This window comes from Caldimonas mangrovi, assembly GCF_023721835.1.
GTDB classification, from domain to species: domain Bacteria; phylum Pseudomonadota; class Gammaproteobacteria; order Burkholderiales; family Burkholderiaceae_C; genus Caldimonas; species Caldimonas mangrovi.
In genome coordinates this window covers 150,801-177,324 of sequence record NZ_JAMKFE010000001.1, presented here as the reverse complement: position 1 = coordinate 177,324, position 26,524 = coordinate 150,801, and the positions used below count along the sequence as shown (strand labels likewise).

General features: G+C 67.2%; 21 protein-coding genes and 1 other RNA gene. 8 read left to right on the top strand and 14 right to left on the bottom strand.

The genetic code is table 11. The annotated features are described in order from the left end of the window. Positions 1-30 precede the first annotated feature (30 nt). Together cphA and M8A51_RS00815 are read right to left on the bottom strand one after the other, a co-directional pair. Positions 31-2,637, bottom strand: a complete 2,607-nt coding sequence (gene cphA, locus M8A51_RS00820) for a cyanophycin synthetase (protein WP_251776190.1) — start codon at positions 2,635-2,637, stop codon at positions 31-33. Between the two features lie 26 nt (positions 2,638-2,663). Beyond that, a complete protein-coding gene (locus M8A51_RS00815; protein ID WP_251776189.1) occupies positions 2,664-4,871 on the bottom strand; it encodes a cyanophycin synthetase in 2,208 nt (735 codons plus the stop codon). 209 nt (positions 4,872-5,080) lie between these two features. Between M8A51_RS00815 and M8A51_RS00810 the strand changes: the two genes are divergently transcribed. Together M8A51_RS00810 and M8A51_RS00805 are read left to right on the top strand one after the other, a co-directional pair. Beyond that, complete coding sequence (locus M8A51_RS00810) at positions 5,081-7,408, top strand: cyanophycin metabolism-associated ABC transporter (protein WP_251776188.1); 2,328 nt, start codon at positions 5,081-5,083, stop codon at positions 7,406-7,408. Continuing rightward, positions 7,405-7,884 carry a cyanophycin metabolism-associated DUF1854 family protein gene (locus tag M8A51_RS00805; RefSeq protein WP_251776187.1) on the top strand — a complete coding sequence of 160 codons (480 nt, stop codon included), beginning with the start codon at positions 7,405-7,407 and terminating at the stop codon, positions 7,882-7,884. The genes M8A51_RS00810 and M8A51_RS00805 overlap by 4 nt, the downstream gene beginning before the upstream one ends. A 124-nt stretch (positions 7,885-8,008) precedes the next feature. Here the strand turns inward: M8A51_RS00805 and cyoE are convergent, their stop codons facing one another. The 12 genes from cyoE to ompA form a co-directional block, all read right to left on the bottom strand. Then, positions 8,009-8,899, bottom strand: a complete 891-nt coding sequence (gene cyoE, locus M8A51_RS00800; RefSeq protein ID WP_251776550.1) for a heme o synthase — start codon at positions 8,897-8,899, stop codon at positions 8,009-8,011. Between the two features lie 50 nt (positions 8,900-8,949). After that, entirely contained in the window at positions 8,950-9,264 is a 315-nt protein-coding gene (locus tag M8A51_RS00795) for a cytochrome C oxidase subunit IV family protein (RefSeq protein WP_251776186.1), read from the bottom strand. Between the two features lie 29 nt (positions 9,265-9,293). After that, positions 9,294-10,007: a heme-copper oxidase subunit III family protein gene (locus tag M8A51_RS00790; RefSeq protein WP_251776185.1), complete on the bottom strand. Its 714-nt coding sequence runs from the start codon at positions 10,005-10,007 to the stop codon at positions 9,294-9,296. 17 nt (positions 10,008-10,024) lie between these two features. Further along, positions 10,025-10,639 carry a cytochrome c oxidase subunit 3 family protein gene (locus tag M8A51_RS00785; protein ID WP_251776184.1) on the bottom strand — a complete coding sequence of 205 codons (615 nt, stop codon included), beginning with the start codon at positions 10,637-10,639 and terminating at the stop codon, positions 10,025-10,027. Next, on the bottom strand, positions 10,636-12,387 hold the full coding sequence (gene ctaD, locus M8A51_RS00780; RefSeq protein ID WP_251776183.1) for a cytochrome c oxidase subunit I: 1,752 nt from the start codon (positions 12,385-12,387) through the stop codon (positions 10,636-10,638). The genes M8A51_RS00785 and ctaD overlap by 4 nt, the downstream gene beginning before the upstream one ends. 23 nt (positions 12,388-12,410) lie before the next feature. Then, complete coding sequence (locus tag M8A51_RS00775; protein WP_251776182.1) at positions 12,411-13,550, bottom strand: cytochrome c oxidase subunit II; 1,140 nt, start codon at positions 13,548-13,550, stop codon at positions 12,411-12,413. A 106-nt stretch (positions 13,551-13,656) separates the two neighbouring features. Next, positions 13,657-14,166 carry a hypothetical protein gene (locus tag M8A51_RS00770; protein WP_251776181.1) on the bottom strand — a complete coding sequence of 170 codons (510 nt, stop codon included), beginning with the start codon at positions 14,164-14,166 and terminating at the stop codon, positions 13,657-13,659. A 58-nt stretch (positions 14,167-14,224) separates the two neighbouring features. After that, positions 14,225-14,740, bottom strand: a complete 516-nt coding sequence (locus M8A51_RS00765; RefSeq protein WP_251776180.1) for a DUF1269 domain-containing protein — start codon at positions 14,738-14,740, stop codon at positions 14,225-14,227. A 161-nt stretch (positions 14,741-14,901) separates the two neighbouring features. Further along, positions 14,902-15,260, bottom strand: a transfer-messenger RNA (tmRNA) gene (gene ssrA / locus M8A51_RS00760). A gap of 38 nt (positions 15,261-15,298) precedes the next feature. Further along, positions 15,299-16,009: a phosphoglycolate phosphatase gene (gene gph, locus M8A51_RS00755; protein ID WP_251776179.1), complete on the bottom strand. Its 711-nt coding sequence runs from the start codon at positions 16,007-16,009 to the stop codon at positions 15,299-15,301. Next, the gene (ubiG, locus tag M8A51_RS00750) at positions 16,006-16,713 is read right to left on the bottom strand and encodes a bifunctional 2-polyprenyl-6-hydroxyphenol methylase/3-demethylubiquinol 3-O-methyltransferase UbiG (RefSeq protein ID WP_251776178.1); all 708 of its coding nucleotides are present in this window, start codon (positions 16,711-16,713) and stop codon (positions 16,006-16,008) included. The genes gph and ubiG overlap by 4 nt, the downstream gene beginning before the upstream one ends. Positions 16,714-16,999: 286 nt before the next feature. Continuing rightward, positions 17,000-17,659 carry an outer membrane protein OmpA gene (gene ompA, locus M8A51_RS00745; protein WP_280925953.1) on the bottom strand — a complete coding sequence of 220 codons (660 nt, stop codon included), beginning with the start codon at positions 17,657-17,659 and terminating at the stop codon, positions 17,000-17,002. A gap of 290 nt (positions 17,660-17,949) precedes the next feature. On the opposite strand from ompA, the gene gyrA reads away from it, so the two are divergent. The 6 genes from gyrA (at position 17,950) to M8A51_RS00715 (ending at position 26,385) form a co-directional block, all read left to right on the top strand. Continuing rightward, a complete protein-coding gene (gene gyrA / locus M8A51_RS00740; RefSeq protein ID WP_251776177.1) occupies positions 17,950-20,589 on the top strand; it encodes a DNA gyrase subunit A in 2,640 nt (879 codons plus the stop codon). A 95-nt stretch (positions 20,590-20,684) separates the two neighbouring features. Next, positions 20,685-21,272 (top strand): DUF2059 domain-containing protein, encoded by a 588-nt coding sequence (locus M8A51_RS00735; RefSeq protein ID WP_251776176.1) that lies wholly within the window; start codon positions 20,685-20,687, stop codon positions 21,270-21,272. 7 nt (positions 21,273-21,279) lie between these two features. Next, entirely contained in the window at positions 21,280-22,365 is a 1,086-nt protein-coding gene (gene serC, locus M8A51_RS00730) for a 3-phosphoserine/phosphohydroxythreonine transaminase (RefSeq protein WP_251776175.1), read from the top strand. Next, positions 22,358-23,461 carry a prephenate dehydratase gene (gene pheA / locus M8A51_RS00725; RefSeq protein ID WP_251776174.1) on the top strand — a complete coding sequence of 368 codons (1,104 nt, stop codon included), beginning with the start codon at positions 22,358-22,360 and terminating at the stop codon, positions 23,459-23,461. Before serC ends, pheA begins: the two co-directional genes overlap by 8 nt. A 17-nt stretch (positions 23,462-23,478) precedes the next feature. After that, complete coding sequence (locus tag M8A51_RS00720; protein WP_251776173.1) at positions 23,479-24,363, top strand: prephenate dehydrogenase; 885 nt, start codon at positions 23,479-23,481, stop codon at positions 24,361-24,363. Between the two features lie 15 nt (positions 24,364-24,378). Further along, positions 24,379-26,385 (top strand): bifunctional 3-phosphoshikimate 1-carboxyvinyltransferase/cytidylate kinase, encoded by a 2,007-nt coding sequence (locus M8A51_RS00715; RefSeq protein WP_251776172.1) that lies wholly within the window; start codon positions 24,379-24,381, stop codon positions 26,383-26,385. The last annotated feature ends 139 nt before the right edge of the window (positions 26,386-26,524 follow it).

The window sequence follows — 26,524 nt, the reverse complement described above, 5'->3', positions numbered from 1 at the left end:
GTGCATACGCCAAACGGCGGACAGGCCCCGTCAGGCGGGTTCGGCCAGCAGCAGTTCGACGGGTACGGGCGCGTCGGCGCAGCGCTGTGCGATATGCGCCAGCGCTTCCTCGACCTGGTCGATCAGCACCAGGCACAAGTCGCCCGGCATCAGCCGCTCCAGCGCCGTGTCGATCGCCAGGAACTCGCCGTGGATCTCGTCGATGCGGCTGGTGCGCCGGGCCCCTTCGAGGCCCGCTCTCAGCAGCGCCAGCACCTCGCCGTCGGCGCGGCCTCGCTGGCACTGGTCCTGATACAGGATCACGTCGTCGAAGGCCTGACCGAGGATCGCGGTCTGCCGGCGCAGGTCCTCGTCGCGCCGGTCGCCAGCCCCGCTGATCACGACCGAACGCCGCCGCGCCGGCATCGCCTCCACCGCCTGCACCAACGCCTGGATCGCATCCGGGTTATGGCCATAGTCGGCAATGACGGTCGCGCCTCGATGGTCGAACACGTTGAAACGCCCCGGCACATTGTCGGCGTCGTTCGAGAAGCCGGCGAGCGCCGTGCAGATCACCGACCACTCGACGCCGAGCGCCCAGGCTGCCGCGGTGGCCGCCATCGCGTTGTCGACCTGGAAGCCGATGGTGCCGCCCCTCGTAAGGCCCACCTGCGACAGCGAGACACGATGCTGCACGTTGCCCGACTCGGCGACGATGGCCCCCCGGTCCACGTACACCACGCGTCCGCCCTTCGCGCGGTGCGCGGCCATTACCGGCAGATGGCGATCGGCCGCGAAGAAGGTCACTGAACCCGGGCATTCACGAGCCATCGCCGCGACGATCGGGTCGGCTGCGTTCAGCACCGCTGTGCCTGTCGCGGCCACGTTCTGCACGATCACGCGCTTGAGCACCCCCAGGTCTTCGGCCGTGGTGATGTAGTTGAGCCCGAGATGATCGCCTGCGCCGATGTTGGTCACCACTGCCACCTGGCAGCGGTCGAAGGCCAGACCCTCGCGCAGGATGCCGCCGCGCGCGGTCTCGAACACGGCGGCATCGACGTCGGGATGCATCAGCACGTTGCGCGCGCTGCGGGGGCCGCTGCAATCACCGGTGTCGATGCGCCGCCCGGCGACATAGACGCCGTCGGTGTTGGTCATGCCCACGCGCAGGCCCCGCACTGCGAGGATGTGGGAGATCAGCCGCACGGTGGTTGTCTTGCCGTTGGTGCCAGTGACCGCCACCACGGGGATGCGACCGTCCTCGCCGGACGCGAACATGTCGTCGACGATCGCCTCGCCGACCGCGCGCCCCCTGCCATAGGACGGCGACAGGTGCATGCGCAAGCCGGGTGCCGCGTTGACCTCGACGATGCCGCCGCCCTGCTCTTCGAGCGGGCGCAGCACCGTTTCACAGACGATGTCGACGCCGCAGATGTCCAGCCCGATCGTGCGGGCAGCCTCGACGGCGCGCTCCGCGACCTCGGGGTGCACGTCGTCGGTGACGTCGGTGGCCGTGCCGCCGGTGCTGAGGTTCGCGTTGTTGCGCAGCACCACACGCTGACCTTGCGGCGGCACCGAGTCGGCGCCGTAGCCCTGTACCGCGAGCCGTGCCAGGGCGATCTCGTCGAAGCGCATCTTCGTCAAGGCGGTTCCATGGCCATCGCCGCGCCGCGGGTCGGCATTGACCCGGTCGACCAGTTCGCGGATGGTGTGCTGGCCGTCACCGACGACATGCGGCGGGTCGCGTCGCGCTGCGGCGACCAGCCGGTCGCCGACCACCAGCAGGCGGAAGTCGTGCCCCGGAATGTAGCGCTCGACCATCACGTCGGAACTGATCTCGTACGCCGCGGCATAGGCGATCGCCAGGTGATCTCGCGTCTCGATGTTCACCGTCACGCCCTTGCCCTGGTTGCCGTCACGTGGCTTCACGACCACCGGCAGGCCGATCTCGCAAGCTGCAGCCCAGGCGTCATCGAGGTCGCTCACCGGGCGGCCCAGCGGTACCGGCACGCCGGCGGCATGCAGCAGCTTCTTGGTCAATTCCTTGTCCTGCGCAATCGACTCGGCGATGGCGCTGGTGCGGTCCATCTCGGCCGCCTGGATGCGGCGCTGGCGGCTGCCCCAGCCGAACTGCACCAGGCTGCCCTGGGTGAGGCGCCGATACGGGATCCCGCGCGCGACCGCGGCCTGCACGATGGCGCCGGTGCTCGGGCCGAGGCGCTCGTCCTCGTCCAGTTCGCTCAGGCGCGCCGAGGCCGCCGCCAGGTCGAACGGCAGGTCGTCCAGCGCTGCCTGGCACAACAGCTCGGCCATCTCGAACGCCAGGCGGCCGACCGCCTCTTCGGTGTACTCGATCACCACCTGGTAGGTCCCGCACTCGACGGTTTCGGTGGTGCGGCTGAAGCTGACCGGGCAGCCTGCCTGCGCCTGCAGAGCCAGCGTCGCGCGCTCCAGTGCGTGAGCCATCGACGTCGGCCCGGCCTGTCCCGCGGTATGCAGCGCGCCGATTTGCGGCAGGCGGGAACGCAGGCGCAACTCGAAACCGGGCAGCCGGTCGAGCGAGCGCTCGGTCTCGCTGCAATGGACCACCGCTTCGATCGCGGTGCGGCGGCTCCACAGATTGGGGCCGCGCAGCGCGCGCACGCGAGAGACTTTCATGGATCGTTCTTTCGATGGGGAAGATGTCACAGCGTCTGGGCCTGACGGCCGTATGCGCCGGGGTCGCCCGCGAGCGCCTGCCGGGGCTCGAAGGTCTGCAGTCCGATGCGGACCAACTCGGGCGGCAGGCCGAGCGCGCAGCCGGCAGCCGCGGCCGCCAGCACGCTTTCGGGCTCGATGGTCGTCTGCGCACTGCGCAGCAGGGGTACCTCGGCCGACGCGGCCAGCGGCTGCTCGCCCGACCCGGTCGCCAGCACCAGCAGGCCATCACGCATGAACACGGCACGGCCGCCTTGCTGGCGGTGCTCGACGATGGCCGGCAACTGCGGGTCGATGCCGTAGAACAGCACCTCGCCGTCGCACAGCGACGCCATCTCGACCACCAGGGGATCGGCCGCGTTCAGCACGGCAGCGCCATCGGGCAGCACGACGTCGACCTGCGTGCGCAACACGTTGTAGACCTGCCGCGGTTCGTCGATGTAGAACTCGCGCAGGCCCTCCACCCCGCCCACACCGGTCACCACGCCGACCTGGCAGCGGTCGTACGCCAGGCCGTGACGCAGGATCTGTTCGGCGCCGTTTTCGATCACCGCGGCCTCGACGGTCCGGTTCATCAGCAGCAGGCGGCCGGCATGCCAGGTCGCGCAGGCAGCGCCATCGACACGCCGCTTGCCGAGGAACAGCCCGTCGGTGCACGCCAACCCGACGCGCCGCCCCTGCAACTGCTGGATCCACGCCACCAGCCGTGCAATGAGGCTGGTGCCGGCACTGCCCGTCACGCCCACCAGCGGGATGCGTCCCGTCTCGTGTTCGCCGAACAGATGGTCGGCGATGGCCCGGCCGACCGGGCGACCGCGGCCGTTGGCCGGCTTCAGATGCATCAGCAGGCCCGGGCCGGCATTGACCTCCACCACCGCCCCTTGCTGCTCGGCCAGCGGCCGGGAGATGTCCTCGGCCACCACGTCGACGCCGGCGATGTCAAGCCCGACCACGCGCGCTGCCAGCGACACGGCGGCGGCCACGTCCGGGTGCACCTCGTCGGTTTCGTCGAACGCCACGTTGCCGTTGCGCTGGATCAGCACGCGCCGGCCTTCGGCCGGCACCGACTGGGGAGCCAGCTGCTGGCGGGCGAGTTCGAGACCGACGGCCGGGTCTTCCGACAGCAGGATCTTGTTGAGCGGGAAGTCTTCGGTCAAACCGCGGCGCGGGTCGGTGTTGAGCTGGCTGTCGATCAACTCCGCCACCGTCGAGCGGCCATCGCCGACGACCGACGCGGTCTCGCCTCGCGCAGCTGCGACGACGCGCCCGCCGACCACCAGCAGGCGGTGCTCGTTGCCGCGCACGAAGCGCTCGACGATCACTTCGCTGCCTTCCTGGTCGGCCAGGTGGTAGGCGGCCTCGACGTCGTCGCGGCTCGAGAGTTCGATGGACACGCCGCGCCCGTGGTTGGCATCCGAGGGCTTCACCACCACCGGCAGACCGATGTCCTGCGCCGCCTCCCAGGCGTCTTCGGCGCTGGTGACCACGCGCCCTTCCGGCACCGGTACGCCGCACGACTGCAGCAGGCTCTTGGTCAGGTCCTTGTCGCTGGAGACGCTCTCGGCGATCGCGCTGGTGCGGTCGGTCTCGGCCGTCCAGATGCGGCGCTGGCGTGCGCCGTGGCCGAGTTGCACGAGGTTGCCGTCGGTCAGCCGGATGGCGGGTATGCCGCGCTCGCCAGCCGCGTCGACGATGCACGCGGTGCTGGGCCCGAGGCACAGCGCGTCGACCATCGCACGCAACCTTGCCACGGTGGCCGGCACGTCGTACGGGCGATCTTCCATGGCCGCCAGCACGAGCTCGCGCGCCGCTTCGAGGCAGGCGCGGCCGACCTGCTCGTTGCGTGACCTGAACGCCACCTTGTAGATGCCGCGCACCGGGGTCTGCCGCGCCTTGCCGAAGCCGGCCTGCGAGCCGGCCAGGTTCTGCAGCTCGATCGCGACATGTTCGAGAATGTGCGCCGGCCAGGTGCCTTCGCGCAGCCGTTGCAGGAAGCCACCGCGCTCACCGATGCCGCAGCGGTGCTCGATCAGAGACGGCAGCCAGGCTTCCAGCCGCTGGGCAAACCCGGGCATCGTGTTGGACGGGCAGTCCTCCAGCTCGCCGATGTCGACCCAGGCCTCGATGACGGGGCGGTAGGTCCAGAGGCTCGGGCCGTCGAGATAGGCGACGCGTAACAGACGAATGTCTTTCATGTAGAGCCGTGTGCGTGTGATTTCGCGGGCCGCATTCCAGCGACCCGCAGCGGGAAATTCATCGAAATTGGGGGAAGAGACGCGAAAAACTCACGTTCGACCGCCGCCGAACGTCTTGCCGGCACCGGCGGTGTCAACCGCAATGCTGCCTCGCGCGTCAGAGTCAGGTTGCGGCCTCTCCGCGCCGCCGCGCACCACATCTCTAGAGAATGACAATCCAGCCTCCGGCTTCTGATCTCGGCGCCACTCGCGCCCCCGACGCCGCCCTCCGCGGCGTGCCGCCCGGCTCGCTTGCGCTGGCCGGGCCCTGGCGTTCCCGACTGGAAAGCGCCCTGGCCGAAGGGGAGAACGTTCGGGCATGGCTGGAGGTTGACCTCGACGAACAACTTCGTTTCACCTCTGGTGTCGTGGTGCTCACCGATCGCCGGATGCTGTCGCTGATCGGCGACGCTTCCTGGCGTGCATGGCCACTGCGGCTCGGCCTGAAACTGGCCCACCACGACCATGCCGGCATCGGCACGCTGGAACTCGCCGACGAGGACGCCCTGCTGGCCTGTTGGCGCTACAAGCTGCAGCGCCATGCGGCCGCACAGCGACTGATCGACCGGTTCGACGAGGTGCTCGAGGCCCTGCGACTCGGCCAGCCGGTCCTGCCGCCCGCGCCACGGCCGTGCGAGCGCTGCCAAGCGCCCGTAGAGCCCGACCAGGAAGACTGCACAGTCTGCGACGGCGAGCCCGAAGCGCCAGTGTCCACCTGGACGCTGCTGCGCCTGTGGCGTTTCGCGAAGCCGTATCGCGGCCGGCTGCTCGCCGGCTTCGGGCTGACGCTCGGCTCCACCGCCGCCACGCTGGTGCCGCCCTATCTGACGATGCCGCTGATGGACGACGTGCTGATTCCCTATCAGAACGGCACGCCGATCGACCCTGCGCAGGTGCTGCTGTACCTGGGGGGCCTGCTGGCAGCGGCCCTCGTCGCCTGGAGCCTGGGCTGGGCGCGCACTTACATCCTGGCGCTGGTGAGCGAGCGCATCGGCGCCGACCTGCGCACCACGACCTACGAGCACTTGCTGAAACTCTCGCTCGAATACTTCGGCGGCAAGCGCACCGGCGATTTGATGGCACGCATCGGCAGCGAAACCGACCGCATCTGCGTATTCCTGTCGCTGCACCTGCTCGACTTCGCGACCGATGTGCTGATGATCGTGATGACCGCGGCCATCCTGTTTTCGATCAACCCATGGCTCGCGCTGGTCACGCTGCTGCCGCTGCCTTTCATCGCCTGGCTGATCCACGTCGTGCGCGACCGGCTGCGCACCGGGTTCGAGAAGATCGACCGGGTGTGGTCGGAAGTCACCAACGTGCTGGCCGACACCATCCCGGGCATTCGCGTCGTCAAGGCCTTTGCCCAGGAAAAGCGCGAAGCGAACCGGTTCCACGAGGCGAACCGCCACAACCTGGCCGTCAACGACAAGCTCAACAAGGTGTGGTCGCTGTTCTCGCCCACCGTCTCGCTGCTGACCGAGATCGGCCTGCTGGTGGTGTGGGCGTTCGGCATCTGGCAGGTCTCGCGTGGCGACATCACGGTCGGTGTGCTGACCGCGTTCCTCGCCTACATCAGCCGCTTCTACACCCGGCTCGATTCGATGAGCCGTATCGTGTCGGTCACCCAGAAGGCGGCCGCCGGCGCCAAGCGCATCTTCGACATCCTCGACCATGTCTCCAGCGTGCCGGAGCCCACCCAGCCGATACACCTGGGCAAGGTACAGGGTCGCATCGAGATCCGCGACGTCGGCTTCCGCTACGGCAACCGCTCGGTGATTCGCGGGCTGGACCTCAACATCGCGCCAGGCGAGATGATCGGCCTGGTCGGTCACAGCGGCTCGGGCAAGAGCACGCTGGTCAACCTGATCTGCCGCTTCTACGACGTCAGCGAAGGCTCCATCCGCATCGACGGCGTCGACATCCGCTCGCTGCCGGTGGCCGAATACCGTCGCCACATCGGCCTGGTGCTGCAGGAGCCCTTCCTGTTCTTCGGCACCATCGCCGAGAACATCGCTTACGGCAAGCCGGACGCGACACGCGCAGAGATCGCCGCGGCAGCACGTGCCGCGCATGCGCACGAATTCATCCTGCGCCTGCCGCATGGCTACGACTCGCTGGTGGGCGAACGCGGACAAGGCCTGTCCGGTGGCGAGCGTCAGCGCATCTCGATCGCGCGCGCGTTGTTGATCGACCCATGCATCCTGATCCTCGACGAGGCCACCTCGTCGGTCGACACCGAGACCGAGAAGGAAATTCAGAGAGCGCTCGACAACCTCGTGCGCGGCCGCACGACGATCGCGATCGCGCACCGCCTGAGCACATTGCGCCAGGCCGACCGCCTGGTCGTCATGGACCGCGGCCAGATCGTCGAGGTCGGCCCGCACGACGCGCTGATGGCACGCGAAGGCGCGTACTGGCGACTCTACGAAGCGCAGGCGCGCAACGCCGAAGCGAGCGAGGACTGGAGCGACAACACGGAGCGCAACGCCGCATGAGCCTGCCGACCCTTCCCTTCATCGTCGAACGCAATGCCTACGGCAAGCTTGTCCTCGTCACTGGCGATGGTGAGCGCCATAACGGCGTCACGCCGGTCCGCGCGTTCCCGATCGCTGCACCGGACGAAGGCGTTGCCCTGGTGGGTACCGACGGCCACGAGCTGGCATGGATCGACCGGCTTGAGGACCTGCCCGCGCAGCAGCAGGCGCTGCTGCGTGAAGCACTGCAGACGCGCGAATTCGTCCCGCAGATCGTCAGGCTGCGCAGCGTGTCGAGCTTCTCGACGCCGAGCACCTGGGACGTCGACACCGACCGGGGCCCGACCCAGCTGGTGCTGAAAGGCGAAGAAGACATCCGCCGGCTGCCACACGGCAAGCTGCTCATCGCCGACGCCCAGGGCGTGCACTTCCTGGTGCCCGACCTGCACGCGCTCGACCGCACCAGCCGCCGACTGCTCGATCGCTTTCTCGCCTAGGCCGCGCTCCTTCGTCCTGCAAGCCAGGCACCGGCCTGCCTTTTTGTTGTGCCGGGGAGTCGAGGCACCTTGTGCACCGAGCAAGACGCGAAGATTGAACTCGCCAACTCGCCGCTGGACGCACCTACCAGGAAAGCAGGGTTTCGCCGCCTGGAACGAACCGCTCGATCAGCATCGCCGCGAACAACGCCGCGAGGTAGGCAATCGAGTAGCGGAAGGTCGGCATCGCGGCGGACGTGTCGCGGCACAAGGCGATGGCAAACACGACGAAGCGCAGTCCGAGCAACAGCGCTGCGGCGAAATACAACGCACCGCTCATGCCGATCCACGCAGGCAGCAGCGTCACGCCCCACAGCAGCAGCGTATAGCCAAGCACCCGCCTCGCGGTGAACGCAACGCCATGCGTGACCGGCAGCATCGGGATGCCGACGCGTGCGTACTCTTCCCGCCGGTGGATGGCCAGGGCCCAGAAATGGGGCGGGGTCCAGACGAAGATGATCAGGAACAGCAGCAGCGCTCCCGGCTCCACCTGCCCGGTCACGGCGATCCAGCCCAGCAGCGGCGGCATGGCGCCCGCGGCGCCCCCGATCACGATGTTCTGCGGCGTCGCACGCTTCAGGTAAAGGCTGTAGACCCCCGCATACCCCACCAGCGACGCAAAGCTCAGCCAACTGCACAACGGGTTGGTGAAAACCAGCAACAGACTCATGCCGAGCACGCAAGTTGCGGTTGCGAACAGCGCGACATCGCGCCCGCTCAACGCACCGCGCGGCAATGGCCGGGCCCGGGTTCTCGCCATCACGGCGTCGACGTGCCGATCGATCAGATGGTTGAGTGCCGCCGCAGCCCCGGCCACGAGCCCGATGCCGGCCACGCCGAACACGACGACCGTCCAGGGCACCGGTGCGGGGCGCGCAAGCAGCATGCCGGCCAGCACGGTGAAGCACATCAACGCAACGACACGGGGCTTGGTCAGCTCGGCGTAGTCGCGCCATGCGGCGCGCTCGGCGGGCATGGCGGCGGGTCGGCCGAGCGCGCCGTTGGCAGGGGGGACGTCGGGCAGCTTCACCGGAAGAACGCGAGCCGCGTCAGGAAGGTGTGCTCGGCCTCGAGCGCCATCAATGCCACCAGCACCAGCAGCGCCAACGGTGGTACCACGATGGCATAGACCAGCGCCAGCCGCTCCCACGCCATGTGCATGAAAACCGCCACGATAAGGCCCGCCTTCAGTGCCATGAAGACGAAGATCAGGCTCCAGCGCAGGTAGCCCTGGAAGTGGAAGTAGTCCACCAGGTAGGACAGCAGGCTGAGCAGGAACAGCAGTCCCCAGATCTTCAGGTACAGGCCGATCGGGTGCTGCTGGCCGGTGGCGGATGACATGATCGGATCCTCCGTGACTGGCGTGCTGCTCACCAGAGGTAGAACAGCGCGAAGATGAACACCCACACCAGGTCGACGAAGTGCCAGTAGAGCCCCGCGATCTCGACGATCTGGTAGTTGCCCGTGTGCTCGTAGCGCCCGCGCAGCACCCGCAGCGCCACGACGAGCAGGTACACCACGCCGGCAGAGACATGCAAGCCGTGGAACCCGGTGATCATGAAGAAGGTCGAGCCGAACTGCGCTGCGCCCATCGGGTTGCCCCACGGACGCACGCCCTCGGAGATCAGCTTGCTCCATTCGAAGGCCTGCATGCCGACGAAGCACGCGCCGAACGCCGCCGTGGCCAGCATCAGCAGTGCAGCCGGCTTGCGGTTGCGGCGGTACGCCTGGTTCACGGCCATCGCCATCGTGCCACTGCTGCTGATCAGCACGAAGGTCATGATCGCGATCAGCACCATCGGCACCGACGCGCCGCCGATGTTCAGTGCGAAGACCTCGCTCGCATTCGGCCACGTCTCGGTGGTCGACATCCGCACCGTCATGTAGCCAGTCAGGAAACTGCCGAACACGAAGGTGTCGCTGAGCAGGAAGATCCACATCATGGCCTTGCCCCACGAAACCTTGAAGGCCTCGCGGTCGGACGACCAATCGGCGATCAGGCCTCGCAAGCCGCCATGGCTTGCGGGGGCGTCCGGCGCGGCGACGACCGAACCGGCGAGCGGGACATCGTGTACGGCTGCCATGCTTGCCTCTCCTCGCCCTATGCCCCCGCAGGGATCCCGCAGATGAAGCGCACGACGCTCGGCGTCAGGCCGCTGAGCGTCGAAAACACCAGCAGCCAGGCTGCCAGCAGGAAGTGCCAGTAGCGCGCGCACAACGAGATGCGCATCGCGTCTCCGCCGGGATCGCGCCGGACCTGCAGGCGTCGCACCGTGTAGCCCCACGCCGCCAGCCCGCCCAGCACATGCAGCGCGTGCACTGCGGTCAGCAGGTAGAAGAAGCTGGCGGCCGGGTTGCCGGTGGCCGCCACCATGCGCGCCTGCAGTTCCTGCCAGCCCCACAGCTGCACGGCGACGAAGGCCAGCGCGCAGCCGCCGCCGACGAGCAAGCCTCGCGCCCCCGTCTGCGCCCGGCGCGCGGTGACAGCCGCGCGCTGCATCGACAGGCTGCCACCGGCCAGGCAGGCGGTGCCCAGCCACAGCTGCCACGGCATGCCGATGGCCGACCAGTCGCTACCCTCCATGCGCATCACGTAGGCCGCAACGAACAGCGTGAACAGCGACGTCGCCATGCCGATGAAGACCCACAGCCCGATGTCCGCCGGCGCCGGCAGGCGGCGCTCGGCAGGGGCTGCGATCACGCTCGCGTGGCTCATGCGGGGGCCTCCTTCACGCCATACGGCGACGACTCCTCGCCGCCCTCTTCGGGCGGCGCGTTCTGCGCAATGAAGTCCTCCTTGGCTCCGGGCACGCTGTAGGCGTAGGCCCAGCGGTGGGCCACCGGCAGCTGTTCGCCCCAGTTGCCGTGTACAGGCGGCGTCTGCGGCGTCTGCCATTCGAGCGAGGCCGCTCGCCAGGGGTTGGCGTCGGCACGCCGGCCGTAGCGAGCGCTCCATGCGAGGTTGAACACGAACACCAGCTGCAGCACGCCGACGAAGATGGCGACCACGGTGATGAAGGCGTTCAGCGCATGCGCCGACGCCGGAATGAACTCGTACTGCTCGAAGCTGTGATAGCGCCGCGGCATGCCGAGCACCCCCAGGTAGTGCATCGGGAAGAAAATGGCATAGGTGCCGAGGAAGGTGACCCAGAAGTGCAACCGCCCGAGCCGGTCGTCGAGCATGCGGCCGGTGACCTTCGGGTACCAGTGGTAGATGCCGCCGAACACCACCAGGATGGGCGCGACGCCCATCACCATGTGGAAGTGCGCAACGACGAAGTAGGTGCCCGACAGCGGAATGTCGACGCTGACGTTGCCCAGGAACAAGCCTGTCAGGCCGCCGATCAGGAAGGTGCTGATGAAGGCCAGCGCGAACAGCATCGGCACCGACAGGTGGATGTCGCCGCGCCACAGCGTCAGCAGCCAGTTGTAGACCTTGATCGCGGTCGGGATCGCGATCACCAGCGTGCTCGCGGCGAAGAAGAAGCCGAAGTACGGGTTCATGCCGCTGACGAACATGTGGTGCGCCCACACGACGAAACTCAGGCCGCCGATGACGACGATGGCCCACACCATCATGCGATAACCGAAGATGGCCTTGCGCGCGTGCACGCTGATGAGGTCGGAGACGATGCCGAAGGCAGGCAGCGCGACGATGTAGACCTCGGGATGGCCGAAGAACCAGAACAGGTGCTGGAACAGCAGCGGGCTGCCTCCCCGGTATTCGGTCGCCTGCCCCATCGACACCAGTTCGGGCATGAAGAAGCTGGTGCCCAGTGTCTCGTCGAGCAGCATCATCACGCCGCTGACGAACAGCGCCGGGAAGGCCAGCAGCGCCAGGATGGTCGCGACGAAGATGCCCCACACCGTCAGCGGCATGCGCAGCAGCGTCATGCCCGGGGCACGGGCTTGCAGCACCGTGGTGACGTAATTCAGGCCGCCCATCGTCGCCGCGACGATAAAGATCACCAGCGACACCAGCATCAACACGATGCCGCCATCGTGCCCCGGCGTGCCGGGCAGGATGGCCTGCGGCGGATACAGCGTCCAGCCTGCACCTGTAGGCCCGCCCGAAACAAAAAAGCTCGCGAGCAGCACGACCACCGACAACAGGTAGACCCAGAAGCTGAGCATGTTGAGAAACGGGAACACCATGTCGCGCGCGCCCACCATCAACGGGATCAGGTAGTTGCCAAAACCGCCGAGGAACAGCGCCGTCAGCAGGTAGATCACCATGATCATCCCGTGCATCGTCATGTACTGGTAGTAGCGCTCGGCATCGATGAAGTCGAACCTGCCGGGAAAGCCGAGCTGCAGCCGCATCAGGTTCGACAGCAGCAGCCCGATCAGCCCGACTGCGATCGCGACTATCGTGTACTGCACCGCGATCACCTTGTGATCCTGGCTCCAGACATACCGGGTCCAGAAGCTCTGCGGCCCGTGGTGAGCATCGGCGTAAGCCATGAGCGCGTCCCTTTCCCTCGGCGTCAGCGCGTGGCGGACGGCTGCGCCGTACCGCCGTGCGACTTGATGTAGGCGACCAGTGCGGAAAGCTCCGCATCGGTGAGCGGGATCTTCGGCATCACCGGCGCAAAGCCCTTCACGCCGCGAGCCTGCGGCTCGAGGATGAAGCTGCGCACGTAGGCCTCATCCACCAGCGCAGTGGTGCCGTCCCTCAGCGTCTCGGTCTTGCCGAACAACCCCTTCCAGGTCGGGCCCACGCCAGCCCCGCCGTCAACGGTGTGACAGGCAATGCAGCCTTTTGCCTGCGCCAGCTGTTGGCCCTGCGCCACCAGGGGGTCCACCTGCCCAGTGGCCGCCGGGGCCGGCCGGGCCGGTTGCGTGGTCATCGCGAAGGTCGGCTGCTCCTGCAGCCAGGCCTGGAACTCGGCCTCCTCAACCACCTGCACGACGCCTCGCATGTTGGCGTGGCCGACGCCGCACAGCTGCGCGCACAACACCTCAAAGCGGCCGGTGCGCGTCGGCGTGAACCAGAAGGTGGTGACCATGCCCGGCACCATGTTCATGCGCGCGCGGAACTGCGGCACGTAGAAGTCGTGCAGCACGTCGTGCGAGCGCAGCAGCACCTTGACCGGACGTCCGACCGGCAGCCTCACCTCGCCGGCCGCGATCAGGATGTTCTGCTGTCCGTCTGGATGCCCGGGGTCCAGACCGAACGGGTTGCCGGCGTCGACGAAGCGCGCGTCGGAGGGTCCCAGGCGGCCTGCGGCTCCGGCAAAGCGGTAGTGCCATTGCCATTGCCGGCCCAGCACCTCCAGCACCAGCGCGTCCTCCGGCGGCTTCACGTAGCTGGCGTAGACGACCAGCCCCGGGGCGAGCAGCCCGACGATGCCCACCGTCGTCACACCGATCAGCCAGCGTTCCAGCCGCCGGTTCTCGGGCTCGTAGGCCGCGCGATGACCGTGACGGTGGCGGTAACGCAGCAGCGTGTAGGCCAGGAAGAGGTTGATGACGACGAAGAACACGCCGGTGATCACGAGCGTGATCGTGAGCGTGTCGTCCATCGCCTGCCAGTTCGAGGCCAGGGGCGTCGTCCACCACGGGCTCACGAAATGGAACAGCACGGATCCGACGACGATCGCGACGAGGACTGCGGCGATGAGCATGCCTTGCCTCCTCCCGGCGCCTCACGGGCCTTCCAGCCCGCCAGGTGGTACCGGCGACAGATCCGTTTGCCCCGTCGCGTGCGCGCGCGGAGCCCCGTGTGTGACGTCAGAGAGCCGTGTCGTCCCTCTCCAGCTTCCAGTACAGGAAGGCGGCGCTCATGCCGAAGATCAGATGCGCGATCAAGGTCGCGGCACCACGGATCTCGGCGAACCAGGGGAACCAGGCTGCCAGCACGAAGAAGTTCACCAGGTACAGCAGCACGCCGAACGCACCGCCAATGGTCAGCGCCATGCCGGCACTCGAGTCGAGGCGGAACGGCGCCATCACCGCTGCGAGCACCAGCCCGAACGCGATACCAAGCACATAGTGCGTGACCAAAGCCAACGCCACGACACCCAGATCGAAGCCTGGGGAACCGAGGCTGCCGGGCCCGGCCACGATCGCCGCGATCATGTGCGAGATTTCCCAGGGGCTGCCCCCCGTGCCCCAGGCCGACCAGAACAGTTCGAGCACCATCAGGATCGCGCCGGCCGCAAAACCCGCGACCGCCGCAGCGCGCCAGTCCGGCGTGCGCCGGACCCAATGATGCGAGTGGGAATGTGCGTGCAGTTCCATGGCCTACTCCCCAAGTCGGGCGGCCTGGCCGCCACGTTGATGACCGCCGGGCGTCGCTTCAGGGGAACGCCGGGATGTTGGGCTCCTCGCCCTCGAAACGAGCCTCGGGATGCGAGGCCTTGAGCAGCGCCTCGATCTCCTTCGCGCGAGCCTGGGGAACGTCGACCATCATCAGGATCTGTCCCTGCTCGATGGCGCCCTCGAAACGCCTCAGCCGCCCGCTGGGGGTGGAGATGCCGATCATGCTGGACGCCCAGGCGCCGAAGCCGCCGCCCAGCACCGCCAGCACGGCCGCGATACCCCACTGCGGGGTCTCGCCGACGATGGGAAACCAGACCGCCGCCGCCACCCCGGCAGCGGCGCCGGTGATACCGCCGATCAGCAGCCCCACCTGGGCGGCGCGGACGACGTCGGAGGTTTGCAGGACGTTGGCGACATGGAGTCCGGACAGATCCATGCCCTCGCGACCGACGAAGTGAATCTGCCGTTCGGTCACACGTGCGAGCAGCAGGTCGTTGGTGACCTGCCTGGCGCTCGCCAGATCCGGCACGAGCCAGTAGATGCGTCTGCTCACGGCACCCTCCTTTCATCACGCGGTGTGAAACCGGGGCCAGTCACGCTGGACTTATACGCCTGCGTCCGGCGTCCGGCAAGATGGAAATACATAGGGTGCCCCCGAAGGGCGCAACCAAAAGAAAAAGCCCTGGAGCGGGAGCCCCAGGGCTTACGGTGTGATGGTGGAGCCGGCGGGAATTGAACCCGCGTCCGCAAGCCATCCTCAGGCAGATCTACATGCTTAGCTCACTGATTTGAGTCTCACGCCGCGGTCGCGCAGGAGCACGCTACCAACGACGCCAGTCACTTGATCTCGTGATGCACCGAGTGACCCGGCGCACCACCAGCCGATATGTATGACCTCTCAGCCCTTGCGGGCCCGGCCTATCGGCCAACCGTTGAGAGGCTCACCGGTGTTAAGCGGCGAGGGCGAAACGTTCGTCGTTCGCAGTTACTTTGATCCAGTGGATTTACGAGCGTACTGGTGCTCGGCATGCACCGCTCTGATTCCGCACCCACGTCGAAACCAGGTCGGCCCCAGAGAACGGGATTGTAGTTCGGCGAGCCTGACCGCTTTTCAAGAGGGGTTTGCCGCCCCAGGATCAAGCCGAAGCAGGTCGAGCAGCTGCGGCAGCGTATCGATCACCGCGTCGGCGCCCCAGGAGGCCAGGTCGGGTGTCTCGCCGAGATAACCATAGGCCGCAGCCACCACCGGCATGCCGGCCGCGCGGGCCGCCTGCACATCACGCAAGTCGTCGCCGACATAGACCGCTTGCTGCGGTTCCAGGTTCAACTGCCGGCACGCCTCGAACAGCGGCTCGGGATGTGGTTTGGCATGCGGCGTGGTGTCGCCGGCAATCACTACCGCGGCACGCGACGCCACGCCGAGCGCATCGAGCACCGGGCGCGTGAACCGCATCGCCTTGTTGGTCACGACCCCCCACGGCACGCCGGCCGCCGCGAGTGCGTCGAGCAGTTCCGGTGCGCCGTCGAACAGGCGTGACTCGGCGTCCAGCGCCGCCTCGTACTCGGAGAGAAACTCCTCACGCAGGCGTTCGTACTGCGGGTCGGCCGCCGATACGCCGAGCCCGACGGCCAGCATGCCGCGCGCACCCGCCGATGCGACGGGGCGCAACTGTTCCACCGGCAGCACGGGCAACCCCCGGCGCAGCCGCATGCAATTGACGGCGCCGGCGAGATCCGGCGCGGTGTCGGCCAAGGTGCCGTCGAGGTCGAACAGCACGGCGCGCACCACCCATGGAGCAGCAGTCTTCAGGATCGCACTCATGGTTTGCGGCAGGCCAGCAGATAGTTCACGCTCGTGTCGCCGGACAGCCAGTAGCGCTGTGTCAGCGGGTTGTATTCCATGCCGCGGGTCTCGACCAGGTCAAGCTGCGCCTCGCGACACCAGCGCGCCAGCTCGCTGGGGCGGATGAACTTGGCGTACTCATGCGTGCCTTTGGGCAGCAGTTGCAGCAGGTACTCGGCGCCGACAATCGCGAACAGGAAGGACTTCGGGTTGCGGTTCAGCGTCGAGAAGAAGATCCAGCCACCCGGCTTCGCGAGGGTGGCTGCCGCACGCACGACCGACGACGGATCGGGCACGTGCTCGAGCATCTCCATGCAGGTCACGACATCGAAGCCCGCGGGCTGTTCGGTGCTCAGCGCCTCGACAGCAACCTCGCGGTATTCGACGCCAGGCGTCTGGGCCTCCATGGCATGCAGCTGCGCCACCTTCAGCGCCTTGCCCGCCAGGTCGATGCCGAGCACCTGGGCACCCTTGCGCGCCATCGAGTCGGCCAGGATGCCGCCGCCGCAACCGATGTCGACCACGCGCTTGCCCTGCAAGCGTGCGTGACGGTCGATCCACTCCAGCCGCAGCGGGTTGATCTGATGCAGCGGCTTGAACTCGCTCTCGGGATCCCACCACCGGTGGGCCAGCTGGCTGAATTTCGCCAACTCCTGCGGATCGGCGTTGAGGGTTTCTGTCATGGGCTTGCATTGTGCACGCAACCCCCTCTCGCGGCAGCCCGTCACACGCGCGAGGACCGCTCGCCGATCTGCCGAGAGACCTGTCGAGCCCCCCTCCTTGTCGAGCGCTTCAGTTCATTCGACTAAATAGCAGCGCTCGCGCACGGCTTGTGCCGGCCCAGCGAACACCGCGGATCCGGTTTTGCCGGTCCGCTGGTGTTGCCCCTCGAGGAGGCGGCCAAAGGCCGTAGGAAGTGGTCAAAAAAAACCCCGCCGAGGCGGGGTTCTTCTTGAGTCGGGAGAGGCTTCAGCGGCGGGTGCGGGTGCCCACCACTTCGATCTCGACGCGACGGTTCTTCGCGCGACCTTCGCGGGTCGAGTTATCGGCAACAGGCTGCTTCTCGCCCTTGCCTTCGGTGTAGACGCGGTTCTTCTCGATGCCCTTGCTGACCAGATAGGCCTTGACGGCTTCCGAGCGGCGCACCGACAGCTTCTGGTTGTAGGCATCGGCGCCGACGGCGTCGGTGTGGCCCACGGCGATCACGACTTCAAGGTTGATGCCGTCCATCTTGCTGGCGAGATCGTCGAGCTTCGCGCGGCCTTCGGGCTTGAGCACGGCCTTGTCGAAGTCGAAGAACGCGTCGGCGGCGAAGGTCACCTTCTCGCTGGTCGGAGCAGCAGGAGCGGGTGCCGGAGCAGGCACGGGAGCCGGGGTCGGCGCAGCAGCCGGGGCCGGAGCAGGCGCCGGGGCAGCCGGGGCCGGAGCAGCCGCGGGCTTCAGCGCGCCGTCGCAGCGCTGGTCAGCCGAAGCCGGCGTCCAGGTGGCATCGCGCCAGCACAGCTCGTTGGTGCCGTTCTTCCACACGTTGCCATCGACGTTGCGCCAGTTGTCGACGGACTGAGCCATCGCGCCAGAAGCCAACGCGGCCGAGGCAAACAGCATCGCCACCTTGTTGAGTTTGTTCATGTTTCTCCTCTCAAGAAAAGCCGCAGAACGACTGCGTAAGACGTCCAAAAAAAAAGGACGGAACAAGGAAACACGCGGTTACGCGCGCGTTCCGCTACCGACCGAACGATTCTGCCATAGCGCGTCACATGGACAAGTTTTTGTCTATAGGGGGGCGCACCGGCTCGACGCATGTTGCGCTGCTGCGACAACCACCGCCCTTTAGAATCTCGTTTTCTCGGCGCGCTGCGCCGACTCCCGCGCGCTCAGCGCGCCCGTCACTTGCCTGCGCCGCCGTTTCCAGGGACCGCATGACTCAGTTCGCCAAAGAAACCCTTCCCATCAGCCTAGAAGAAGAGATGCGGCGTTCGTATCTCGATTACGCGATGAGCGTGATCGTGGGCCGCGCCCTTCCCGATGCCCGCGACGGGCTGAAGCCGGTGCACCGGCGCGTGCTGTTCGCGATGCATGAGCTGAACAACGACTGGAACCGGCCCTACAAGAAGTCGGCCCGTATCGTCGGTGACGTGATCGGTAAATACCACCCGCACGGCGACTCGGCGGTCTACGACACGATCGTTCGCATGGCGCAGGACTTCTCGCTGCGACACATGCTGGTCGATGGCCAGGGCAACTTCGGTTCGGTCGACGGCGACAACGCCGCAGCGATGCGCTACACCGAGATCCGTCTGGCGAAGATCGCACACGAGATGCTCGCCGACATCGACAAGGAAACCGTCGATTTCGGCCCCAACTACGACGGCTCCGAAAAAGAGCCGCTGGTGCTGCCGACGCGGCTGCCGAACCTGCTGGTCAACGGCTCGGCCGGCATCGCGGTGGGCATGGCCACCAACATTCCGCCGCACAACCTCAACGAGGTGGTCGATGCGTGCCTGCACCTGCTGAAGAACGGCCAAGCCTCGATCGAGGAGCTGATGGAGATCATCCCGGCGCCCGACTTCCCGACCGCCGGCATCATCTATGGCCTGTCGGGCGTGCGCGACGGCTACCGCACCGGACGCGGCCGCGTCGTGATGCGCGCGAAATGTCACTTCGAGGACATCGATCGCGGCCAGCGCCAGGCCATCATCGTCGACGAGATTCCCTACCAGGTGAACAAGAAGAACCTGCTGGAGCGGATCGCCGAGCTCGTCAACGAGAAGAAGATCGAGGGCATCAGCCACATCCAGGACGAGTCCGACAAGTCGGGCATGCGGGTGGTGATCGAGCTTAAGCGCGGCGAAGTGCCCGAGGTGGTGCTCAACAATCTGTACAAGCAGACGCAGCTGCAGGACACCTTCGGCATCAACATGGTCGCGCTGATCGACGGCCAGCCCAAGCTGTGCAACCTGAAGGACCTGCTGGAGATCTTTCTCGAGCACCGGCGCGAGGTCGTCACCCGCCGCACGGTGTACGAGCTGCGCCGTGCGCGCGAGCGCGGCCACGTGCTGGAAGGCCTGGCTGTGGCGCTGGCCAATATCGATGAGTTCATTCAGATCATCAAGAATTCGCCGACCCCGCCGGTAGCGAAGCAGGAGCTGATGAACAAGTCGTGGGATTCGTCGCTGGTGCGAGAAATGCTCGCGCGCGCCGAGGGCGACACGCCGGGCGGCCGGGCGGCTTACCGACCTGAAGGACTGCCGGCGAACTACGGCCTGCAATCCGACGGGCTGTACCGCCTGTCGGACGATCAGGCCAGCGAGATCCTGCAGATGCGCCTGCAGCGCCTGACCGGTCTGGAGCAGGACAAGATCATCGGCGAGTACAAGGACGTGATGGCGCAGATCGCCGACCTGCTCGACATCCTGGCCAAGCCCGAGCGCGTGACCTTCATCATCAGCGAAGAGCTGACCGCAGTGAAGCAGGAGTTCGGCCAGACCAAGGTCGGCGCACGCCGCAGCGTGATCGAGCACAACGCACAGGAACTCGACACCGAAGACCTGATCGCACCGACCGACATGGTCGTCACGCTGAGCCACACCGGCTACATCAAGAGCCAGCCGCTGACCGAATATCGCGCACAGCGCCGCGGCGGGCGCGGCAAGCAGGCGACCGCGACGAAGGAAGACGACTGGATCGACGAACTCTTCATCGCCAACACGCACGACTACATCCTGTGCTTCAGCAACCGCGGCCGCGTGTACTGGCTGAAGGTCTGGGAAGTGCCGCAGGGCTCGCGCAACTCGCGCGGCAAGCCGATCGTCAACATGTTCCCGCTGCAGCAAGGCGAGAAAATCAACGTCGTGCTGCCGCTGACCGGCGAATTCCGCAGCTTCCCCGAGGACCACTACGTGTTCATGTGCACCGCGCAGGGCACGGTGAAGAAGACCGCACTGGACGAGTTCAGCAACCCTCGCAAGGCCGGCATCATCGCAGTCGACCTCGACGCGGGTGACTACCTGATCGGTGCCGCGCTGACCGACGGCAAGCACGACGTGATGCTGTTCTCTGACGGCGGCAAGGCGGTGCGTTTCGACGAGAACGACGTGCGTCCGATGGGTCGCAACGCTCGCGGCGTGAAGGGCATGACGCTCGAGGACGGCCAGAGCGTGATCGCCATGCTGGTGGCCGAGGACGAAACGCAAAGCGTGCTGACCGCCACCGAGAACGGCTACGGCAAGCGCACCAGCATCATTGAGTACACCCGCCACGGCCGTGGGACCAAGGGCATGATCGCGATCCAGCAGTCGGAGCGCAACGGCAAGGTGGTTGCGGCCACGCTGGTGCGTCCCGAGGACGAGATCATGCTGATCACCGACAAGGGCGTGCTGGTGCGCACCCGGGTCTCGGAGATCCGCGAACTCGGCCGCGCGACGCAGGGCGTGACCTTGATTTCGCTGGACGGCGGCTCCAAGCTGAGCGGCCTGCAGCGCATCGTCGAGAACGACGCCGCCGCGGTCGAGGCCGACGAGGGTGGCGAAGCCGCCAGCGACACGCCGGCCGAAGAGTGAGCGCGCGGCTCGCCGCGCCATCCCAACCCGGGGGCTGCGTCCATCGGCACAGCCCTTTTCGGCGGCTTCGGCTGCCGCAATGACCGAAAGCCCTCATGCCTAGCCTCCGTCTCCTCGCTGCACCACTGCTGGCCCTGGCCGCGCTGTCCGTCTCGCTGTCCGCCACGGCCCAGTCGAAGAAGGAGCTGGTGCAGAAGCTGCTGCAACTGCAGCAGCCGGGCATCGAATCGATCGCGCGCACCGTGGCGCAGCGCCCCGCCATCGCGCTGATGCAGGACGCCGCCCAGGTGCTGCAGACGCAGGTGCCGGCCGACAAGCGCCAGGAAGTCGCGAAAACCATCGAAGGCGACCTGAAGAAGTACGCTGACGACGTTGTGCCGACCGTGCAGAAACGCGCGGTGGCGCTTGCACCGGTCAAGCTCGGGCCGGTGCTGGAAGAGAAGTTCACCGAGGACGAGTTGAAGCAGGTGATCGCCTGGCTGGAATCGCCGGTCAGCAAGAAGTACCAGCAGGTGGTGCCCGAACTCGAAAGCACGCTGGCGCAGGCCTTGGTGGACGACACCCGCTCCTCGGTCGAGCCGAAGCTGAAGCAGTTGCAGCAGACCATCCGCAAGCGTCTGGGCCTGCCGCCGCTTCCTGCCGCCCCGGCAGGCTCCGCCCCCGTTTCGCTGCCCAAGAAGTAACCGCCCGATGACCCGTCCCTACAACTTCTCCGCCGGCCCGGCGGCCCTGCCGCAGGAGGTGCTGGAACAAGCCGCCGCCGAGATGCTCGACTGGCACGGCAGCGGCATGAGCGTGATGGAGATGAGCCACCGCGGCCGCGAATTCATGTCGATCCGCGACCAGGCGGAAACCGACCTGCGCGAGCTGCTGGCGGTGCCGTCGCATTTTCACGTGCTGTTCATGCAAGGCGGTGGGCTCGCCGAGAACGCCATCGTGCCGCTGAATCTCTCGCGCGGCGGGAATGTCGACTTCGTCGTCACCGGCAGCTGGTCCGCCAAGTCGTTCAAGGAGGCGCGCCGCTATTGCAACGCACACCTGGCGGCCAGCAACGAGGCAGACGGTCACACCGGCATGCCGGACCGCTGGCAATTGAACGGCAACGCGGCCTATGTGCACGTGTGTACCAACGAGACCATCCACGGGGTCGAGTTCCAGGAACTGCCGGACCTCAAAGCGCTCGGCAGCGACGCACCGCTGGTGATTGATTGCTCCTCGCACATCGCTTCGCGACCGATCGATTGGTCGCGCGTCGGGCTCGCCTTCGCCGGCGCGCAGAAGAACATCGGCCCTGCAGGCTTGACGCTGGTGTTCGTGCGCGAGGACCTGGTCGGTCATGCGCTGGGCGTCTGCCCGTCGGCCTTCGACTACAAAACCGTCGCCGAGAACCATTCGATGTACAACACGCCGCCGACTTACGCCATCTACATGGCGGGACTGGTGTTCCAATGGCTCAAGCGCCAGGGTGGCGTGGCGGGCATGGAAGCGCGCAGCATCGAGAAGGCCGGCCTGCTGTACGACTACATCGACACGTCCGGCTACTACGTCAACAAGGTCGACAAGCGCTGCCGCTCACGCATGAACGTGCCGTTCTTCCTGCCCGACGACGCATTGAACGACAGTTTCCTCGCCGGCGCGCGCGACCGCGGCCTGCTGCAACTGAAGGGGCACAAGAGCGTCGGCGGCATGCGTGCCAGCATCTACAACGCGATGCCGCTCGCCGGGGTGCAGGCACTGGTGGGCTACATGCGAGAATTTGCAGCTCGCCATGGCTGACGAACACCCCACCCACCCCGATCTGCAGACGCTGCGCGCTCGGATCGACTCGGTCGACCGTGACCTGCTGTCGCTGCTGAACCACCGAGCGGCACTCGCGCAGGCCGTCGGCGAGCTGAAGAAGAAGGAAGGCTCGGTGGTGTTCCGCCCCGAGCGTGAAGCGCAGGTGATCGACGGCCTGAAATCGGTCAACCTGGGCCCGCTGAAAAACGAGAACGTCGCGCCGATCTGGCGCGAGATCATGTCAGCCTGCCGCGCGCTCGAGACGCCGACTCGCGTCGCCTACCTGGGCCCGGCCGGCACCTTCAGCGAGCTCGCCGCACTGGGCTTCTTCGGTTCTTCGATCGTCAAGGTGCCGTGCGCGAGCATCGACGAGGTGTTCCGCACGACCAGCGCGGGCGCCGCGGACTTCGGCGTGGTGCCGGTCGAGAACTCGACCGAGGGCGTCGTCGCCCGCTCGCTCGACCTGTTCCTGACGACACCGCTGTTCATCATCGGCGAGACCAGCCTGTTCGTGCGCCACAACCTGCTGCGCCGCGAGAACACGCTGGACGACATCGAGGCGGTCTGCGCACACCCGCAGGCGCTGGCGCAGTGTCACATGTGGCTGAGCAACCACCTGCCCAACGTCGAGCGCCGGCCGGTATCGAGCAATGCCGAAGGCGCGCGGCTGGCGAGCGAGAACCCGAAGCTCGCCGGTATCGCCAGTGAGCGCGCGGCCAGCGAATACGGCCTGCACGTGATTGCCCCGGCCATCCAGGACGACCCGCACAACCGCACGCGCTTCGCCATCGTCACGCACCCCGAGCGCCATCCGCAACCTCAGGCTTCGGGGCACGACTGCACCAGCCTGGTGGTGTCGGTCGTCAACCGCCCGGGCGCCGTGCACGACATGCTGGTGCCGCTGAAGCAGCACGGCGTCTCGATGAGCCGCTTCGAGTCGCGCCCGGCGCGCTCGGGTCAGTGGGAGTACTACTTCTACATCGATCTGCAGGGCCACCCCGACGAGCCGAAGGTCGCCGCCGCACTGAAGGAGCTGCGCGGAGTCTGTGCCTATTTCAAGCTGCTCGGGACCTACCCGATCGACGTCCACTGAGCCGCGGAGCCTTGCAGATGTTCAATCAACTGGGCGTGATCGGCTGCGGCCTGATGGGGGGCTCGTTTGCACTGGCCCTCAAGCGCGCCGGGTTGGTCAAGCGGGTCATCGGCTACAGCAAGTCGCCTTCCACCACCGACAAGGCCAAGCGGCTCGGCGTGATCGACATCGCGGCCGAGTCGGCGCTGCTGGCCGTCTCGGGGTCCGACATCGTGCTGCTGGCGGTGCCGGTGGCCGCCTCGGAAGCCACTTTCAAGGCGATCCGTCATCTGGTCGAACCGGGCCTGCTGCTGATGGACGTCGGCTCGACCAAGCGCGACGTGGTCGACGCCGGGCGCCGGGTGCTGAAGGAACGCGTCGAATCCTTCGTGCCGGCCCACCCGATCGCCGGCAAGGAAGTGGCCGGCGTCGACAACGCCGACCCGCTGCTGTACTCCGGCCGCCAGGTCATCCTGACCCCGCTGCCGCAGACCGATGCCAAGCTGGTGCAGAAGGCCACCGACGTGTGGTCGGCCATCGGCTGCCAGGTGCTGAAGATGACGCCGGAGAACCATGACGCGGCCTTCGCCGCCGTCAGCCACCTGCCGCATCTGCTGGCCTTCGCGTATTTCAGCTCGGTGCACAAGCAGCCGGCGGGCCGCGACTTCCTGTCGCTCGCGGGCCCGGGCTTTCGCGACTTCACCCGCATCGCCGCCAGCGACCCCGCGATCTGGCGCGACATCCTGCTCGCCAACAAGGAAGAGGTGCTGAAGCAGTCCTTGCGCTTCCGGCACACGCTCGACGCGCTCGAGCACGTCATGAAAAGCGGCAACGCCGAGGCGCTGGAAGACTTGATCCGCAGCGCCGCCGACGCCCGCGCCACCTGGCAAATGTCCACCCCGAAACCCGGCTCAGGCCGCTAGGGCCGACCGACCCGCATGTACGCCACCGAGTTTCTCGATCTCCCGCCGCTGCGCTCGGCCGCCGGCACCGTTCGCCTGCCCGGCTCGAAGAGCATTTCCAACCGGGTGCTGTTGCTGGCCGGCCTGAGCGAGGGCAGCACGCTGATCCACGACCTGCTCGACTCCGACGACACGCGGGTGATGATCGCTGCGCTGCAGCAACTGGGCTGCATCGTGGAGCCGGAAGGCGCGGCGCTGCGTGTGACAGGCCTGGGCGGCCGTTTGAGCACCCTGCAGGCCAAGCTCTTCCTCGGCAATGCCGGCACGGCGATGCGCCCGCTTGCGGCGGCGCTCGCACTGCTGAGCGGGCTGCAGGGCGGCAGTTTCGAGCTGGGCGGTGTGCCGCGCATGCATGAGCGCCCCATCGGCGACCTGGTGACTGCGCTGCGCAGCATCGGTTGCCGCATCGACTACCTGGGCGCAGAAGGCTACCCGCCGCTGCGGCTGGCCGGCGGCGAGCCGCGAGCCAGTGCGCCGATCCGGGTACGCGGCGACGTGTCGAGCCAGTTCCTGACGGCGTTGCTGCTGGCGCTGCCGCTGCTGTCGTACCAGGGCGACGTCGTCGTCGAAGTGGAAGGCGAATTGATCTCGAAGCCGTATATCGAGATCACGCTGAACCTGCTGAGCCGCTTCGGGATCGCGGTCCTGAGCGACGGCTGGAGCCGCTTCACGATCCGCGCGAACAGCCGCTACCGTTCGCCCGGCAATATCCACGTCGAGGGCGACGCCTCGTCGGCGTCCTACTTCATCGCGCTCGGGGCCCTGGCGGCCGATGCGTCGGCGCCGCTGCGCATCGAAGGCGTCGGTGCCGAGTCGATCCAGGGCGACATCCGCTTCGTCGAGGCCGCCCAGGCGATGGGCGCGCGCGTGCAGCAAGGCCCCAACTGGCTCGAGGTCAGCCGCGGCACCTGGCCGCTGCGCCCGTTGGATCTCGACTGCAACCATATCCCGGACGCGGCCATGACGCTGGCCGTGATGGCCTTGTACGCCAGCGGCCCGACCCGGCTGCGCAACGTTGCCAGCTGGCGGGTGAAGGAAACCGATCGCATCGCGGCGATGGCGGCCGAGCTGCGCAAGCTGGGCGCGACCGTCACCGAAGGCCCTGATTTCATCGAGGTGCAGCCGCTCACGCGATGGCGCGCGGCCGCCATCCATACCTACGACGACCACCGGGTCGCGATGTGCTTTTCGCTGGCGGCCTTCAACGGGCTGGCCGGCGCGCAACCCGCGGTGCCGGTGCGCATCCTCGACCCGAAATGCGTCGCGAAAACCTTCCCGGACTACTTCGAAACGCTGTTCGGGGCCGTTCGCGCCGAGTCGGCCGACGTGCCGGTCATCACCATCGACGGCCCCACCGCTTCGGGCAAAGGCACGCTGGCGAGCGAAGTGGCGCGAGGGCTGGGCTACCACCTGCTCGACTCCGGCGCGTTGTACCGCGCCACGGCCCTGGCCGCACTGCAGGCGGGTGTCCCGGCCGATGACGAGGCCGCGCTGTCGGCCCTGGCCGCGAAGCTGCCGCTGCGATTCGATGGCGAGGCCATCTGGCTGGGCGACGACAACGTCAGCCGCCAGCTGCGCCGCGAGGAAGTGGGCGCACTCGCTTCGCGGATTTCCGCCCTCCCCGGCGTGCGCGCCGCGTTGCGCGACCTGCAGCTCGCCTTCCGTCGCCTGCCGGGTCTGGTGGCCGATGGCCGTGACATGGGTACGGTCATCTTCCCCGACGCGGCCTTGAAGGTCTTTCTGACGGCCAGTGCCGCCACGCGCGCGGATCGCCGGCATAAGCAATTGATTTCTAAAGGCTTTTCGTCTAATATTGACGACCTTTTGCAGGACCTTGAAGCGCGCGACGCCCGGGACCGTTCCCGCAGTGCGGCGCCATTGAAACCTGCCGAAGACGCGGTGTCGCTCGACAACTCGGCGCTCAGCATCGATGAATCGGTGCAACGGGTGCTGGAGTGGTGGCAGCAGCGCAGGCCGTTTTGATTCCCTGGCTACCTGGTAGCCACCGAGCCCAAGCAGCCAGCCGCCTTCGCGCAAGTGGGGGCGTTTTCCAGGTCCGGCCTTTCCCCTCCTGTGCCGCAAGGCACGTCGAAAGGCCGGTTCGACAACCTAACCCGCAGCT